This window comes from Caloramator fervidus, from assembly GCF_900108045.1.
Lineage (GTDB): Bacteria > Bacillota > Clostridia > Clostridiales > Caloramatoraceae > Caloramator > Caloramator fervidus.
The window spans coordinates 26,149-42,812 of sequence record NZ_FNUK01000011.1; the positions used below are offsets into that span (position 1 = coordinate 26,149).

Below are 16,664 nucleotides of genomic sequence, written 5' to 3' on the forward strand. Positions count from 1 at the left end.
TTATGGTTACTATAAAGGATGTTGCAGAAAAAGCAGGAGTTTCTCCGTCAACGGTTTCAAGGGTTATTGCGGATAGTCCAAGGATTAGTGAAAAGACAAAGCAAAAGGTAAGGAAGGCTATGGAGGAGCTTGGATATCATCCTAATGCTATAGCTCAAAGTCTTGTAAATAGGACAACAAAAACTATAGGAATTGTTATGCCTCAATCTGCAGAAAGGGTTTTTTTAAATCCATTCTTTCCTGAGGCTTTAAGGGGTATTACAAAGTATGCCCATGAAAAGGAATATTGTATACTTCTTACTACGGGCAATACAGAAAAAGAACAGCTGGAGTCATTAAAATCTATAGTTTATGGAGGAAGGGTCGATGGTCTTATACTAATGTATTCAAGGGTAAATGATGTTATTTTAAACGAGATAATAAAGCTTGACATACCTTTTTCTATGATAGGAAGGCCCTTTAATGGTGAAGAAATAAACTATGTTGATAATGATAATATAAAAGCTGCTTATGAGGCTACAAAGTTTTTAATAAATATGGGGCATAAGAGAATAGGGCTTATAAATGGATCTTTAAATTTAGTTGTATCTTTGGATAGATTTGAAGGTTATAAAAGGGCTTTATTAGAAAACAACATAGATATTGATGAGACTTTGCTAACTTCCAGTGATTTTGTTCAGCAGGGTGGATATGATTGCATGAAAATGTTATTATCTAGCAAAAATCTCCCAGAGGCTGTTCTTGTTACTGATGACCTTATGGCTTTTGGAGCAATAAGAGCCATAAAGGAGGCAGGATATAGGGTTCCTGATGATATATCTATTTTAAGTTTTAACAATATACCCCTTTGTGAACATGCAACTCCTCCTTTAAGTTCCGTTGATATAAATGCTTATAAATTAGGTTTTGAAGCAGCAAGGATTGTTATAGATGAAATAAGGGGAAAAGATAAAAAACAAGCCGTTATAGTTGAGACAAAATTAATATCAAGGGAAAGCGTAATAAAAAAAGGCTGAAAAATCAGCCTTTATATTATTTGTAGGATCAAGAATTTTAAATATAAAGTTTCACCTGAGTTCCAAAGGATTGGATGGTCCTTAGATTGTGTTCTATATTCAACCTGTCTTATTGTTTTTTTAGCATCATGGGCAGCATCTAGGATAACCTCATAGAAAAGTTCAGGAGTCATATGATGGGAGCATGAAGCTGTAACTAAAAATCCTCCAGGTTTTAAAAGCTTCATAGCCCTTAGATTGATTTCTTTATATCCTTTTATTGCATTTTCCACTGTTTGTTTGCTTTTTGTAAAGGCAGGAGGGTCTAATATTACTACATCAAATTTTTTACCTTCCTTAGACCATGGTTTTAAAACGTCAAAGGCATTGTGAACTTCAAATTTACATATGTTTTCAAATCCATTTAATTTAGCATTCTTTCTTGCAAATTCTACTGCATGTTCTGATATATCTATCCCTAAAACGCTCTTTGCTCCATATCTTGCAGCATGAAGAGAAAAGGAACCTGTATGGCAGAAACAATCTAAAACATCTGCACCTTTTACTATATCTTTAATAGCTGCTCTGTTTTCTTTTTGATCTAAGAAATACCCTGTTTTTTGACCATTTTCTATATCTACATAAAATCTTACTCCGTTTTCTTCGGTTATGATGGTTGTATCAAAGGGTTCTGTTAAAAAACCTTTTATTTGAGGAAGTCCCTCCAGTTCCCTTACCTGAACATCATTTCTTTCGTATATTCCCTTTGGATTAAATATCTCTTTTAAGACTTTAACTATGGTATTTTTCCATTTATCTATTCCAAGAGCAAGGGTTTGAATAACAAGATAGTCGCTATATTTATCAACTATTAAAGCAGGAAGAAAATCAGCTTCTGCAAATACTACTCTACAGCAAGTTGTTTCAATAACTTTTCTTCTATAATTCCATGCATCGAGTATTCTTTTTCTAAAAAATTCCTCATTTATTTCTTCATCCTTATTTCTTGTAAGAATTCTTATGGTTATTTGAGATTTTGTGTTTATATATCCTTTGCCTATGAATTTCCCTTTGTAATTATAAATTTCAACTATATCTCCGTTTTCAAAATCTCCATCTATTTTTTCTATTTCTCCTGAAAATATCCAAGGATGCCCCATTTCTGCTCTTAAGCCTTTTTTGTATTTTAGGTAAACTTTTGCCATGTTCACTCCTCCATTTTTTTGTGTTTTTCAACAAAATTTCTTAAAATTAGCATCTCTTCTGATTTAAGGGCTATAAACTCACTACCTGCGGTATATTCTCCGTTTTCACATTTTGTCCATATGATTTTAACTAAGACTTTAAAGGGAATGTTGTCTTCTATTCTAAAATAAAATGATAAAAAACTGTCCTTTGGTATAAAAAAGTTTGACTTTAAACATATGCCTGTTTCTGAAACATCGCAAACATGAAGTTTTATATTTTCATCAAAGAAGGTTTTGTTTTCATTATTGTAAATTATAGTGGGATAAAGTATTTCACAGTCCATTTTTACCCTTTCAAATTTTCTTCTTTCAATCATTGAACCACCCCAATCCTATCTATATTTTAATTATACATTACAAACAATATACATTAAATATAAAAAAATGTAAAAAATAAAAATAGAATGGAGGGATTTTATGAGGAACTATTTAGGAGTAAAAACTTTTTTTATCATGCTTGCGGTAGATATATTAATTGTTCTTTTAACCTTCTTTTTGTTTTCAAAGCTTATCTCAGGGGAAAAAAGGCATAAAATTTGGGAAAAATATATAAGTTCTTTTTCAAAGTTTGTTATTTATCTTTTTTTAGTTACAGTTATAATAAATTCAATAACAGCCTTAATAGTCTACTCTTTAAGATATCAAAAATACTTAAATTATATTGCCCCGGCAGTTCAATCAGTTCTTATAGGGTTTATTGCTTCATGTGTTCCAAGGCGTGGTGTGGAGGAAAAAAAGTCTTAAGTTTAAGTCCCATGAAGGATTTATGTGTTTAATCCTTTCATGGGTTTTTATAATATGATTTTATTGTATTGATTTAGTCTATTTGATTAAAAAAGCGTCCGCACACTCGTGACTTTAGTCATGAGTAAGGACGCTTTAGTAACAACATATGTTATAATAATTATGAGGTGAAAATATGGCTAATGTTTATCATGGTAGAGGTTATGTATATTCTGTACAATATCACATAGTTTGGTGCGTTAAATATAGACATAAAATTATAACAGACAAAATAGAAAAGTAGGTGTAAATATGGAAAAAGCTTTTAAATTTAGGCTTTATCCTAATAAACAGCAAATAGAGCTTATAAATAAAACCTTTGGTTGTGTTAGGTTTGTATATAACTATTATCTTGCAAAACGAGAAGAAATATATAAAACTAAAGGGATAACATTTAATTATAAAGATTGTTCTGCTGACTTAACTAAACTTAAACAAACTAATACATGGTTAAAAGAAGTAGATAAGTTTGCACTTCAAAATTCGCTCAAGGACTTAGACAAAGCATTTAAGAATTTTTTTGAAGGCAGAGCAAATTATCCAAAGTTTAAGTCAAAGAAATGTAAATATCAAAGCTATAGAACAACATTTACAAATAACAACATTGAAATTAAAGGAAACAAAATCAAACTACCCAAATTAGGCTGGGTAAAGTTTGTAAAATCAAGGGAAGTAGAAGGTAAAATACTAAACGCAACTATAAGTAGAACTCCAACAGGGAAATATTTTGTTTCAATTTGTTGCAGGATAGAAAAAACTATAGAAAAGCCTAAAACTAGCAAAGTAATAGGTATAGATTTAGGAGTAAAGTATTTTCTTATAGATAGTGAAGGTAACAAAATATCCAATCCTAAACATCTTACAAAGTTAGAAAAAAGACTTATTAAGGAACAGAGAAAGCTCTCTAAAAAACAAGTAGGTAGTAACAACTTTAAGAAACAAGCTAAGAAAATAGCCAAAATACATGAAAAGATAAAAAACCAAAGGGAAGATTTTTTGCAAAAGCTGTCCTCTAAAATTATAAACGAAAACCAAGTTATAATTTTAGAGGACTTAAAGGTTAAGAATATGTTAAGAAATAACAAACTATCCAAGTCCATATCAGATGTAGCATGGTCAAAATTTGTGAATATGTTAGAATACAAGGCATTATGGTATGGAAGAACAATAGTAAAAGTAGATATGTTTTATCCATCGAGTCAAATATGTAGTGTATGTGGTTATAAAAATGAAGAAGTAAAAAAACTAAACATAAGGGAGTGGGAATGTCCAATATGTAGGACAGTCCACGATAGGGATGTAAATGCAAGCAAAAATATATTAAAAGAAGGTAGGCATAGCATAAGTAAAAACAGTAGGGTAGGGACTACCCGAATTAACGCCTGTGGAGATAGTAGGGTATAAGGTCGATGAAGCAGGAATCCCGCGACTTTAGTCGTGGGAGGTTCAAATAATTTTAAAAGAAAGGGGAAAGGTGTATGAAGGTTATTGCCTTTAATGGGAGTCCGAGAAAGGAAGGAAATACATATAATGCTATAAAAATTGTAGCAGGTGAACTTGAAAAGGATGGAATAGAAGTTGAAATAGTCCATGTTGGAGATAAAATTATAAGAGGCTGTATGGCCTGTGGGATGTGCTACAAAAATAAAAATGAAAGATGTATAGTGGATGATGAGGTAAATGAATGGATCCAAAGGATAAAAAATGCTGATGGGATAATTTTAGGTTCACCAGTTCACTATTCAGGTATTGCAGCAACCATGAAAGCCTTTTTAGATAGAGCCTTTTATGTTGCATCAGCAAATGGAGGGCTTTTTAGGCATAAAGTAGGAGCTTCAATAGTTGTTGTAAGACGTTCAGGTGGGGTTACAGCCTTTCAACAGCTTAATAATTATCTTCTTTATTCAGAAATGCTCATTCCAACGACAAACTATTGGAATGTAATTCATGGTGCAAAGCCAGGAGAAGTTTATCAAGATGAAGAGGGAGTTCAAATAATGAGGGTCCTTGGCAAAAACATGGCATGGCTTTTGAAATTAAAAAAGAATGGAGAAGGTGTAGTCCTTGAGCCTGAAAAGGAGAAAAAGATTTTCACTAATTTTATTCGTTGAAACTAAATGGGCAAAAATTCCACAAAAAAATACTTGAAAAAATAAAAAAAATGTTTTATAATTAACTACGTAAACAGCGGGGTGTGGCGCAGATGGGAGCGCGCGTGGTTTGGGACCATGAGGTCGCAGGTTCAAATCCTGTCACCCCGACCATAGGTTTAGCCATAAGGCTAAACCTTATTTTATAACTATAAAAGGAAAAATTTTCCGGGGCGTAGCGCAGCTGGTAGCGCATATGGTTCGGGACCATAGGGTCGCAGGTTCGAGTCCTGTCGCCCCGACCAAGTAGGCCTGTGGCTTTGTAGTCTACGGGTCTATTTTTTTACTTTGAATTAGCAATGGATAAAAAGTGTGGGGTGGTAATATGAATTATAAAAGAGTGGCAATTATAACGGGTGGAGGTCAAGGAATTGGAAAAGGTATAGCTAAAAGATTATTAAAAGAAGATTATAACATCATAATTGCTGAAATAGATAAAGAGGCAGGAGAAGAAACTGAGGAAGAATTAAGGGCATTAGGCAACATAAAATTTATTCACTGCGATGTATCTAAAGAGGATGACGTTAAAAAACTTGTTGAAGAAACGGTAAGACTTTTTGGTGGAATTGATGTTTTAATAAACAATGCTGCAATTTCAATAAATAAGCCTATAACAGAACTTAGCCTTGATGAGTGGAATAGGGTAATTGGAGTGAACTTGACGGGTGCATTTTTATGTTCAAAATATTGTTCATCCTACATAAAAGAAAGAAAAGGCTCTATAATTAACATAGCCTCAACAAGGGCCTTCATGTCGGAACCTAACACTGAGGCTTATTCAGCATCAAAGGGGGGAGTATTTGCCCTAACCCATGCTCTTGCCATAAGCCTTGGTCCTGATGTCAGGGTAAATTGCATAAGTCCAGGATGGATTGAAGTTAGTCACCTTAAGAAACAAAGGCAAAGATGTATAGCAAATTTAACGGAAATGGACCACAAGCAACATCCAGCAGGAAGAGTTGGTAACGAAGATGATATAGCATCGTTAGTTTTATTTTTAATAGATCCACAAAATTCCTTCATAACAGGTGCAAATTTTATAGTTGATGGAGGTATGACAAGGAAGATGATTTATATTTAGAAAGTTTTTTCGTAAATGTTATGTTTGACAACATTGAGTATAAATATTATAATTATAAATTAAACAAATATTAAAAAACTATGATGGGAAGAGTAGATATGGGACGTAGTTACAGCGAGTCGGTGCTGGTGGGAGACCGATACGAAGCCCATATTGAAGAACATCCCGGAGTTTCTTACCGAAATCTAAAGAGAGTAGGCTAAGACGTGTCTGGAGCGTTATATCCAGGTAAAAGGGGCCTTTTTGGCAACTTGGGTGGCACCGCGGAAGGGAAAGCCTTTCGTCCCATTAGGGATGAAAGGCTTTTAATTATATAAAGGAGGGATACTATGGTTACTGTTGAAGTTAAACAGCTTTATAGAGAAACAAATAAGTATTTAAACCAAAACATAAGGGTTAGTGGTTGGGTAAGAACCATAAGAAGTTCTAAAAGTTTTGGTTTTATTGAGTTGAATGATGGAACCTTCTTAAAAAACTTGCAAGTAGTTTTTGATGAAAAACTTGATAATTTTAAAGAGATAGAAAAGCTTCCTATAAGCTCATCAATAACTGTTGAAGGTAAATTGATTGAGACCCCAACAGCAAAACAACCTTTTGAAGTTCATGCTGATAAGATAATAATTGAGGGGTATTCCCATTCGGATTATCCACTTCAAAAGAAGAGACATACTTTTGAGTATTTAAGAACAATAGCTCATTTAAGACCAAGAAGCAACACATTTTCAGCAGTATTTAGAGTAAGATCAGTTGCTGCTTATGCTATCCATAAGTTCTTCCAAGAAAGAGGATTTGTATATGTTCATACTCCAATAATTACAGGAAGCGACTGCGAAGGCGCCGGTCAAATGTTTAGGGTAACAACCCTTGACCTTAACAATCTTCCAAGAAAAGAAGATGGCACAGTTGATTTTTCACAGGACTTTTTTGGAAGAGAAACTAATCTTACAGTAAGCGGACAACTTGAGGCAGAGGTTTATGCCCTTGCTTTTAAGAAGGTTTATACCTTTGGGCCAACTTTTAGGGCAGAAAATTCAAATACTCCAAGACATGCTTCAGAGTTTTGGATGATAGAACCAGAGATTGCTTTTGCAGATCTTAACGATTATATGGATCTTGCTGAAGAAATGATAAAATATATAATAACTTATGTTATGGAAAACTGTCCAGAAGAGATGGAATTTTTCAATAATTTTATAGATAATACGTTGCTTGATAGACTAAACAATGTTGTAAATTCAAAGTTTGAAAGAATAACCTATACGGAAGCTATAGAACTTTTAAAGAAATCAGGAGAAAATTTCCAATTTCCTGTTGAGTGGGGATGCGATCTTCAAACAGAACATGAAAGATATATAACAGAAAAAATATTTAAAAAGCCTGTATTTGTTACAAATTATCCAAAGGACATAAAGGCCTTTTATATGAGACTTAATGATGATGGAAAGACGGTTGCTGCTGCAGACCTTTTAGTTCCTGGTGTTGGTGAGATAATAGGAGGAAGTCAAAGAGAAGAAAGATATGATGTTTTATTAAATAGAATAAGAGAACTTGGAATGAAGGAAGAGGATTACTGGTGGTATTTAGAGCTTAGAAAATATGGTGGAACAAAACATTCTGGTTTTGGACTTGGCTTTGAAAGAATGATAATGTATTTAACAGGCATGAGCAACATAAGGGATGTAATACCATTCCCAAGAACACCAAGAAATGCAGAATTTTAGTTAATAAAAGCACTTTTTAGATGTTTACATCTAAAAAGTGCTTTTATTTCATGCGAACTTGAATATAATGGAAAAAAGGTGTAAAATAAAATTAAACATGTGCACAAAATGTGCAAATAGGAGGGGTTGGGGTGAAAAGGTTTGCGTTTATTATTCATCCTATTGAATATACTGATGTAAGCAGAAAATTTAAGTTTTTAAGGGGAGTTTCTGAGCAAGGAGTAGAAAGAATTATAAAGTTTTTACCACCCATTAAGATTTCAAAGATTACAGGTGTTAAAAGTGAATTTTCAGAAACAGAAGGATATTTTATAGCAGTTCCCCTTACTACAAATCAAATGTTATCTTTACCTGAGGATTTTGTTATGAAAAAAATAATAAAGGCAGCTAAAATGGCTGAGAACTTAGGTGTAGATATAGTTGGACTTGGTGCAATGACTTCTGTTGTTGGGGATGCAGGGATTACTATTGCAAAAAATGTAAATATTGCAGTAACCTCAGGAAATAGCTTGACTGTTGCAACAGCTGTTGAGGCAGTTAAAAAGGCAGTTGATATTATGGATAAGTACTTAGATGAATGCAATGTTGTTGTAGTTGGTGCTACAGGTTCAATTGGGAAAGTATGTGCAGAGTTGTTGATTGAAGATGCTAAAAATATGGTGTTAGTTGCAAGAAATATGGAAAGATTAAAGGAGTTTAAAGATAAATTAGAGAATAAGTATAAAAGACAAGTATATATAACTTCCGATATTAAAGAGGCTTTGAAGGATGCAGATGTTGTTGTTACTGTATCTAGTTCAAAGGATGCTATAATTGAAGCGGAATATTTAAAAAAAGGTGCTATAGTTTGTGATGTTGCAAGACCAAGGGATGTATCAAAGGATGTTGCTAAAAAAAGACAAGATGTTTTAATAATAGAAGGAGGAGTTGTAGAAGTTCCAGGTGATGTTAATTTTAATTTTAATTTTGGTTTTCCTCCTAAAATGGCGTATGCTTGTATGGCTGAAACAATGCTTTTGGCTTTAGAGGGAAGGATTGAAAATTACTCATTAGGAAGGGATTTAAGTATTGAAAAGGTAAAGGAAATAGATGCTATTGCCAAAAAGCATGGATTTAAACTTGCTGGATTTAGAAGTTTTGAAAAGCCTGTAACCAAGGAGGATATAGAAAGAATAAAAAAACTTGCATATTGTTTTTAAAAAATCCCCCTAAAAGGGGGATTATTTTAAAAACATTTCACCTATTTTATATACATCTCCTGCTCCCATCGTTATTACAATATCTCCTTCTTTAGCTTCTTTGTTAAGGTAATCTAATATGTCCTCAAATTTCTTAATATATATGCAATCTACTCCATTTTTTGAAATTGCGTCGGAAAGCATTTTTGAATTAACAAGCCCTGTATCTTTTTCCCTTGCAGCATAAATATCTGTTAGTATAAGTTTATCTACACCATAGAAAGCTTTAGAGAATTCATCAAATAAAGCGTATGTTCTTGTGTAGGTATGGGGTTGAAATACACAGAATATTCTTTTGTGAGGATAATTTTTTACAGCTTTAATGGTTGCTTTAATTTCAGCGGGATGATGTGCATAGTCGTCAATTACAATAACTCCGTTTTTTTCTCCCTTTTTTTCGAATCTTCTGTGGGTTCCTTTAAATTCATAAAGGCTGTCTTTTATTGTTTCAACATCAATTCCTAAAAAGTGTCCGCAGGCTATTGTAGCTAAAGCGTTCAGTATGTTATGCTCTCCAGGAATTGATATTTTAAAGTCTGAGTAATATTTATCATTAAATGTTACTGTAAAGGATGCACAACCCCTTTCATCATAACTTATATTTTTAGCTTTAAAATCTCCTTTGTTTATTCCATAGGTTAATTTATTGCAGTTAAGTTTTTCCATTATTTCAATTACATTAGGATCTTCAGCGTAGCCTATTATAAGTCCGTTCTTTGGAATTAATTTTGCAAATTTTAGAAAGGCTTCTTTTATATGATTTATGTCTTTATAGTAATCTAAATGATCTTCATCTATATTTAAAATTACTCCTATGTAAGGATAAAATTTTAAAAAGCTTTCTTTGTACTCACAGGCTTCTGTTACAAAATAGGGGCTTTTCCCAACCCTTACGTTTCCGCCAATTGTATCTACTTCTCCCCCTATTAAAAGGGTAGGGTCTACCTTTGCATTTAAAAGCATTAAAGATATTAAAGAAGTAGTTGTAGTTTTACCATGAGTTCCTGCAACTGCTATTCCTTTTTTATATCTTTTCATTATTTGTCCTAAAAATTCTGCTCTATCAAAAATTAATAAATTTTTATTTCTTGCTTCAATAAGTTCAGGATTATCGTCTTTTATAGCTGCAGTATATACAATAATATCTGCATCCTGTATATTTTTAACATCATGGCCAATAAATATTTTTGCTCCTAATTTTTCTAGTTTATCTGTTATATGGGATCTTGTTTTATCAGATCCTGAAACTTTATAACCATATTTTAAAAGTATTTCTGCAAGGGCACTCATGCTAATTCCGCCAATTCCAATAAAGTGAACTTTTTTGTTAAAATCTTTATCAAGGTCGAACATCTAACCACTCCCAAGCATTTTTTAATAATATTTTACAACTTAAGTTTTAGTATATCAATTGAAAAATATTTAAAAACATTGAAATGAAAAAATGTTTTTTTTACAATTAAATTTAGATATTTGAATGCCAATAAATCATATGCATAAATTTTTAAAAATATGATAAAAATATTTAAGTGAATAGGATGTGGGAAATATGGAAAGACTAAACAGGAAAGAAAGAGTAGCTGCTATACTTAAAATACTTTCTGATAATCCTAATAAAGTGATAAGTTTAAGTTATTTTCAAGAAAATTTTAATATGGCCCGCTCTACCTTAAGCGAAGATGTTACGATTTTAAAAAAAGTAGTTGAAGATATAGGAGTGGGAAGCGTTGAAACTGTTGCAGGTCCAACTGGAGGAGTAAAGTTTGTTGCTGGAATTAAAGAAGAAGAAAAGGAAAGATTTTTATTAGAGCTTTGTGAAAGCTTAAAAAATCCTGATAGGATAATGCCAGGAGGTTTTTTGTATACAAATGATTTGATATTTTCGCCAGATATTACTAATAAATTAGGAATTATTTTTGCAAGTTATTTTAAAGATAAAGATATAGATTATGTTTTAACAGTTGAAACAAAGGGAATTCCAATTGCTATGATGACGGCAAGATATCTTAATGTTCCTCTTGTTATTGTAAGAAGGGAAAATAAAGTAACAGAAGGGCCAACTGTTAGTATAAATTATGTTTCAGGTTCTACAAAAAAAATTCAAACCATGTGCCTTTCAAAAAGGGCTGTTAAAAGGGGAAGTAATGTAATTTTTATAGATGATTTTATGAGGGGTGGAGGAACAGCAAGCGGAATAATAAAGCTTATGGAGGAATTTGAATCTAAGGTTGTTGGGATAGGAGTTTTAATTGAGGTTAAAACAGAAAGAAAATTGGTTCAAGATTATGTATCATTGCTAAGTTTGGAAAAAGTTGATGAGGAAAATCAAATAATTAACATATATCCTAGAATCCTTTAGGGTTTCCTAAAGGATCAAAAATTTTTCGAAATTTTCATAAATTTTAGAAGGATTTTGATAAAAAATGAAGAATATATTAATTAAGCAACATGGAAGGTGGTGGATTTTAATGCAAATTACAGACGTTAGAGTAAGAAAAATTTTAGACGAAGGTAAAATGAAGGCCATTGTTTCAGTTACTTTTGATAACGAGTTTGTGGTTCATGACATCAAGGTTATAGAGGGGCAAAATGGATTATTTATAGCAATGCCATCAAGAAAAACTCCAGAGGGAGAGTTTAAGGACATTGCTCATCCAATAAATTCACAAACAAGGGAGAAAATACAGGCGGCAATACTTGCAGAGTATGAAAAGGTAAAAAATACAAAACTAGAAAGTTCAGAATAAAAAGGAAGTTTAAACTTCCTTTTTATTTTTTGTTAAATTAATTGAAATAATATTTACAGTACAATATAATATAAAAGGTAGAAAAATATCGAATAGAGGTGCATAATATGAATAATTGTTATGGCATAATTTTGGCCGCTGGCGAAGGAAAAAGGATGAAGTCAAATCTTCCCAAAGTTTTACATAAAGTTTGTGGCAAGGCAATGGTAGAACATGTAATTAATGCCCTCCATTCTGTTGTAGATGATTATACTATTGTGGTAGGCCATGGTGCAGACAAAGTAAAAGGATATTTAGGAGATAAGTTTAAGTTTTCATATCAGGATAAGCAACTTGGAACAGGTCATGCAGTTATGTGTGCAGAAGAATTTTTAAAGGGTAAAAGAGGAACAGTAATAATTCTTGCAGGAGATACGCCGCTTGTTACTTCAAAGACCATATCAGAAGTTTTCCAATATCATATTAAGAAGGGTTATAGTGCAACGGTTATCACAGGCGTTGTAGAAAATCCTAAAGGTTATGGTAGAATTGTTAGAGATTCTGAAGGTAACCTTGAAAGAATAGTGGAAGATAAGGATGCTAATGAACTTGAAAAACAAATTAAAGAGGTTAATTCTGGGGCATATTGCTTTGATATTGAAGATCTTTTGAACGCATTAAAGCGTTTGAATAATAACAATGCACAGGGAGAATATTATCTTACTGATGTTATAGAAATATTAAAAAATGATGGAAAAAAGGTTGGAGCATATGTAACTGACTTTGAAGAATTTACAGGAGTAAATTCAAGGTCCCAGCTTTATCAAGCTAGCGTTATAATGAGAAACAGAATAATAAGCAAGTTGATGGAGGATGGAGTAACTTTTATTGATCCTAATAATACTTATGTAGACGTGGATGTTAAAATAGGAAGGGATACTATAATATACCCCGGAACTATTTTAGAAGGAAACACAAAAATAGGGGAAAATTGTATAATTGGGCCTAATACAAGGCTTGTTAATGTAGAGGTGGAGGATTTTGTAACTATCCAAAATTCTGTTGTTTTGGATAGCAAAGTAATGCAAGGAGCAACCGTTGGTCCATTTGCTTATGTAAGACCTGAAAGCGTTATAGGTAAAGATGTTAAAATAGGGGACTTTGTTGAAATAAAAAAATCTGTAATAGGCGATGGAACAAAAGTTTCCCATCTTACCTATATAGGAGATGCAGAGGTAGGTAAAGGATGCAATTTTGGATGTGGAACTGTTGTTGTAAATTATGATGGTTCTAAAAAGCATAAAACAGTAGTTAAAGATAATGCTTTCATAGGTTGTAATACAAACCTTGTTGCACCTTTAACGGTGGGAGAAAATGCTTATATTGCAGCAGGTTCTACTATAACAGAAGATGTTCCAGATGGAGCTTTGGCAATTGCAAGAGAAAGGCAAGTTAATAAAGAAGGATGGGTTGAGAAAAAAGGAATTTGGAAAAAATAATTTAGGAGGAGTTAAATATGTTTAAGAATGGCAAAAACATAAAAATATTTACAGGGAATTCTCATCCAGAACTTGCAAAGGAAATTGCTGACATCTTAGGTGTTCCTATGGGGAATGCTGTTGTTGGAAGGTTCAGCGATGGAGAGATTTCTGTTGATATTAATGAAACTGTAAGAGGTTCAGATGTATTTGTAGTTCAATCAACTTGTGCACCTGTTAATGACAATTTAATGGAACTTCTTATAATGATTGATGCATTTAAAAGGGCATCAGCAGGAAGAATTACAGCTGTTATACCATATTACGGATATGCAAGACAAGACAGAAAAGCAAAAGCAAGGGATCCAATTACAGCAAAGCTTGTAGCAGATATCTTAACAGCTGCTGGAGCTGATAGAGTATTAACTATGGATTTACATGCACCTCAAATACAAGGATATTTTAACATTCCAGTTGACCATCTTTTAGGGGTTCCAATACTTGCAAAGTATTATAAAGAAAAGAACTTTAATGAAGATGAAGTTGTAGTTGTATCTCCTGACCTTGGAAGTGTAACAAGGGCTAGAAAATTTGCAGATAGGCTACATGCTCCAATTGCAATAATAGATAAGAGAAGACCTAAGGCAAATGTTTCTGAGATAATGAATGTTATAGGAGATGTTAAGGATAAATATGTTATATTAGTTGATGATATGATAGATACTGCAGGAACTATAACAAATGCTGCAAATACTTTAAAGGATATGGGTGCAAAAGAAGTTTTTGCATGCTGTACTCATGCTGTTTTATCAGGACCTGCAGTGGAAAGAATAGAAAAATCAGCTATAAAGGAACTTGTTGTATTAAATACTATACCTCTTCCGCCAGAAAAGCAACTTGATAAGATTAAAGTCCTTTCTGTTGCGCCTATATTTGCAGAGGCTATAAGAAGAATATACGAAGACCTTTCTGTAAGCAGAATATTTGAATAATAAAAGGCTGCCATATGGCAGCCTTTTATTATATTATTATACTATTCCTTGTGCAAGCATTGCATCTGCAACTTTTATAAAGCCTGCTATATTAGCACCAACAACAAGGTTGTCTTTATATCCATATTCTTCAGCTATTTTGCTTGCATTCTTATAGATGTTAACCATTATGTTGTGGAGTTTTTGATCAACTTCTTCAAAAGTCCATGACATTCTTAGGCTGTTTTGTGACATTTCAAGGGCTGAAGTTGCAACTCCACCTGCGTTAGCAGCTTTTGCTGGAGCAAATAGAACTTTGTTGTTTAAGAATATTTCAGTAGCTTCTAATGTTGATGGCATGTTAGCACCTTCACCAACTGCTATAACTCCATTTTTAACAAGAGTATTTGCAGCTTCTGCATCTATTTCATTTTGAGTTGCGCATGGTAGAGCGATATCACACTTTATGTTCCATATGTTTTTGCAGCCTTCATGATATTCTGCGTTTGGATGATATTTTACATATTCTGAAATTCTCTTTCTTTCTACTTCTTTTATTTGCTTTATTGTATCAAGCTTAATTCCATCTTTATCATATACATATCCATTTGAATCACTCATTGCAACAACTTTAGCGCCAAGTTGCATTGCTTTTTCAGCTGCATATATAGCAACATTACCAGAACCTGAAATTACTACAACTTTATCTTTAAAGGATAATCCTTTAGCGTTTAACATTTCTTCAACAAAGTAAACAAGTCCATAACCAGTTGCTTCTTTTCTTACAAGGCTACCGCCATAGGTTAATCCTTTTCCAGTTAATACGCCGGCTTCATATGCCCCTGTTATCTTTTTATACATTCCATAAAGATATCCTATTTCTCTTGCTCCAACTCCTATATCTCCAGCTGGAACGTCTATGTCTGGACCTATGTGTCTGTAAAGTTCTGTCATGAAGCTTTGGCAGAATCTCATTATCTCAGCATCGGATTTTCCTTTAGGGTCAAAGTCAGAACCGCCTTTGCCTCCTCCAATTGGAAGGCCTGTTAATGAGTTTTTAAAGATTTGTTCAAATCCTAAGAATTTTATTATACCTAAGTTAACAGATGGATGGAATCTAAGTCCTCCCTTGTATGGTCCTATAGCGCTATTGAATTGAACTCTAAACCCTCTGTTTACATGTACCTTTCCGTTATCATCTACCCATGGAACTCTAAATATTATTTGTCTTTCAGGTTCTACGATTCTTTCAACTATTCCTGCTTCTATGTATTCAGGTCTTCTTTCAAGAACAGGAACTAAAGAATCTAAAACTTCTTTAACAGCCTGATGGAATTCAGGTTCATTAGGATTTCTTTTAATAACTTGTTCAAAAACTTGTTTTACATGTTCCTTTGCATTCATAAAATATACCTCCTGTTTAGAAAAATTATTTACAAAAATATGATAACATATTGTAAGAAAATTTTAAATAATTTTTAACATAAAAATTTAAAATGTTTGAAAATATATCCAAAAAGGAATTAAAAGTTTATTAAAAATTCTTATATTGTAATAACAACAAAATAATGAGAAAATATTTTAAGGAGGTTGAGATTATGGAATACAGGATATTGGTAGTGGATGATGATGTTAACATTTGTGATCTTATAGAAATCTATCTTGAAAAGGAAGGGTATAAGGTTTATAAAGCAAATACAGGAATAGATGCCTTAAAAATCTTTAAAGAAAAACAACTTGATCTTATAGTTTTGGATGTAATGATGCCTGGGCTTGATGGATATGAGACGTTAAAGGAGATTAGAAAATCATCTCAAATTCCTGTTATTATGTTAACAGCAAAAGGAGAAACCTTTGATAAGGTTTTAGGATTAGAACTTGGGGCAGATGATTATTTAGTAAAGCCTTTTGAACCTAAGGAGCTTATTGCAAGAATTAGGGCAGTTTTAAGAAGATATAAGCCTCAGCTTCAGAAAAAATCATTAGAATATAAAGATTTGATAATAGATGCTGATTCATATATTGTTATTTATCAAGGTAAAGAGTTAGAAATGCCTCCAAAGGAATTTGAACTTTTATATTTTCTTGCATCAAATCCTAATAAGGTTTTTACAAGGGATCAACTTTTATACGAAGTTTGGGGATATGATTATCCTGGGGATTCAAGAACGGTGGATGTTCATATAAAAAGAATTAGAGAAAAGCTTCCTGAACATGATGAATGGCAGATTAAAACTGTTTGGGGAGTAGGATACAAGTTTGAGGTGAAGTGAT

The 16,664-nt window shown here is 32.7% G+C and carries 16 protein-coding genes, 2 tRNA genes, 1 pseudogene and 1 other annotated feature; of the genes and pseudogenes, 15 read left to right on the plus strand and 4 right to left on the minus strand.

What is annotated here, in order from left to right; genetic code table 11:
- Positions 1 to 2 precede the first annotated feature (2 nt).
- Positions 3 to 1,016, plus strand: a complete 1,014-nt coding sequence (locus C4R78_RS05005) for a LacI family DNA-binding transcriptional regulator (protein WP_103896003.1) — start codon at positions 3 to 5, stop codon at positions 1,014 to 1,016.
- A gap of 11 nt (positions 1,017 to 1,027) precedes the next feature.
- Here C4R78_RS05005 and C4R78_RS05010 read toward each other — a convergent pair whose 3' ends face one another.
- The gene (locus C4R78_RS05010) at positions 1,028 to 2,200 is read right to left on the minus strand and encodes a class I SAM-dependent rRNA methyltransferase (protein ID WP_103896004.1); all 1,173 of its coding nucleotides are present in this window, start codon (positions 2,198 to 2,200) and stop codon (positions 1,028 to 1,030) included.
- Positions 2,201 to 2,202: 2 nt separating this feature from the next.
- On the minus strand, positions 2,203 to 2,559 hold the full coding sequence (locus C4R78_RS05015; RefSeq protein WP_103896005.1) for a PilZ domain-containing protein: 357 nt from the start codon (positions 2,557 to 2,559) through the stop codon (positions 2,203 to 2,205).
- Between the two features lie 100 nt (positions 2,560 to 2,659).
- Between C4R78_RS05015 and C4R78_RS05020 the strand changes: the two genes are divergently transcribed.
- From C4R78_RS05020 to C4R78_RS05060, 9 genes and pseudogenes are all read left to right on the plus strand, one after another.
- Complete coding sequence (locus C4R78_RS05020) at positions 2,660 to 2,986, plus strand: hypothetical protein (protein ID WP_103896006.1); 327 nt, start codon at positions 2,660 to 2,662, stop codon at positions 2,984 to 2,986.
- Between the two features lie 175 nt (positions 2,987 to 3,161).
- A pseudogene (locus C4R78_RS05025) lies at positions 3,162 to 3,266 on the plus strand (transposase); the annotation flags it as partial.
- 11 nt (positions 3,267 to 3,277) lie between these two features.
- A complete protein-coding gene (tnpB, locus tag C4R78_RS05030; protein ID WP_242971198.1) occupies positions 3,278 to 4,429 on the plus strand; it encodes an IS200/IS605 family element RNA-guided endonuclease TnpB in 1,152 nt (383 codons plus the stop codon).
- 74 nt (positions 4,430 to 4,503) lie between these two features.
- Entirely contained in the window at positions 4,504 to 5,136 is a 633-nt protein-coding gene (locus C4R78_RS05035) for a flavodoxin family protein (protein WP_103896007.1), read from the plus strand.
- A gap of 77 nt (positions 5,137 to 5,213) precedes the next feature.
- Positions 5,214 to 5,289 (plus strand) — tRNA-Pro (locus C4R78_RS05040).
- Between the two features lie 55 nt (positions 5,290 to 5,344).
- Positions 5,345 to 5,420 (plus strand) — tRNA-Pro (locus C4R78_RS05045).
- Between the two features lie 80 nt (positions 5,421 to 5,500).
- On the plus strand, positions 5,501 to 6,256 hold the full coding sequence (locus C4R78_RS05050) for a glucose 1-dehydrogenase (protein ID WP_103896008.1): 756 nt from the start codon (positions 5,501 to 5,503) through the stop codon (positions 6,254 to 6,256).
- Positions 6,257 to 6,327: 71 nt separating this feature from the next.
- Positions 6,328 to 6,547: a binding site (T-box leader), on the plus strand.
- 38 nt (positions 6,548 to 6,585) lie between these two features.
- A complete protein-coding gene (asnS, locus tag C4R78_RS05055; RefSeq protein WP_103896009.1) occupies positions 6,586 to 7,977 on the plus strand; it encodes an asparagine--tRNA ligase in 1,392 nt (463 codons plus the stop codon).
- A 131-nt stretch (positions 7,978 to 8,108) separates the two neighbouring features.
- Positions 8,109 to 9,176, plus strand: a complete 1,068-nt coding sequence (locus C4R78_RS05060) for an SDR family NAD(P)-dependent oxidoreductase (protein WP_103896010.1) — start codon at positions 8,109 to 8,111, stop codon at positions 9,174 to 9,176.
- 21 nt (positions 9,177 to 9,197) lie between these two features.
- Here the strand turns inward: C4R78_RS05060 and murC are convergent, their stop codons facing one another.
- Positions 9,198 to 10,568: a UDP-N-acetylmuramate--L-alanine ligase gene (gene murC, locus C4R78_RS05065; RefSeq protein WP_103896011.1), complete on the minus strand. Its 1,371-nt coding sequence runs from the start codon at positions 10,566 to 10,568 to the stop codon at positions 9,198 to 9,200.
- A 196-nt stretch (positions 10,569 to 10,764) separates the two neighbouring features.
- On the opposite strand from murC, the gene purR reads away from it, so the two are divergent.
- From purR to C4R78_RS05085, 4 genes are all read left to right on the plus strand, one after another.
- A complete protein-coding gene (gene purR / locus C4R78_RS05070) occupies positions 10,765 to 11,574 on the plus strand; it encodes a pur operon repressor (protein ID WP_103896012.1) in 810 nt (269 codons plus the stop codon).
- Positions 11,575 to 11,683: 109 nt separating this feature from the next.
- On the plus strand, positions 11,684 to 11,962 hold the full coding sequence (gene spoVG / locus C4R78_RS05075) for a septation regulator SpoVG (RefSeq protein ID WP_103896013.1): 279 nt from the start codon (positions 11,684 to 11,686) through the stop codon (positions 11,960 to 11,962).
- A 107-nt stretch (positions 11,963 to 12,069) separates the two neighbouring features.
- The gene (gene glmU / locus C4R78_RS05080; RefSeq protein ID WP_103896014.1) at positions 12,070 to 13,440 is read left to right on the plus strand and encodes a bifunctional UDP-N-acetylglucosamine diphosphorylase/glucosamine-1-phosphate N-acetyltransferase GlmU; all 1,371 of its coding nucleotides are present in this window, start codon (positions 12,070 to 12,072) and stop codon (positions 13,438 to 13,440) included.
- Positions 13,441 to 13,457: 17 nt separating this feature from the next.
- The gene (locus tag C4R78_RS05085) at positions 13,458 to 14,411 is read left to right on the plus strand and encodes a ribose-phosphate diphosphokinase (RefSeq protein WP_103896015.1); all 954 of its coding nucleotides are present in this window, start codon (positions 13,458 to 13,460) and stop codon (positions 14,409 to 14,411) included.
- 36 nt (positions 14,412 to 14,447) lie between these two features.
- Here C4R78_RS05085 and gdhA read toward each other — a convergent pair whose 3' ends face one another.
- Positions 14,448 to 15,794 (minus strand): NADP-specific glutamate dehydrogenase, encoded by a 1,347-nt coding sequence (gdhA, locus tag C4R78_RS05090; RefSeq protein WP_103896016.1) that lies wholly within the window; start codon positions 15,792 to 15,794, stop codon positions 14,448 to 14,450.
- Positions 15,795 to 15,988: 194 nt separating this feature from the next.
- Here gdhA and C4R78_RS05095 point away from each other — a divergent pair, with 194 nt between their 5' ends.
- The gene (locus C4R78_RS05095) at positions 15,989 to 16,663 is read left to right on the plus strand and encodes a response regulator transcription factor (protein ID WP_103896017.1); all 675 of its coding nucleotides are present in this window, start codon (positions 15,989 to 15,991) and stop codon (positions 16,661 to 16,663) included.
- Position 16,664 lies beyond the last annotated feature (1 nt).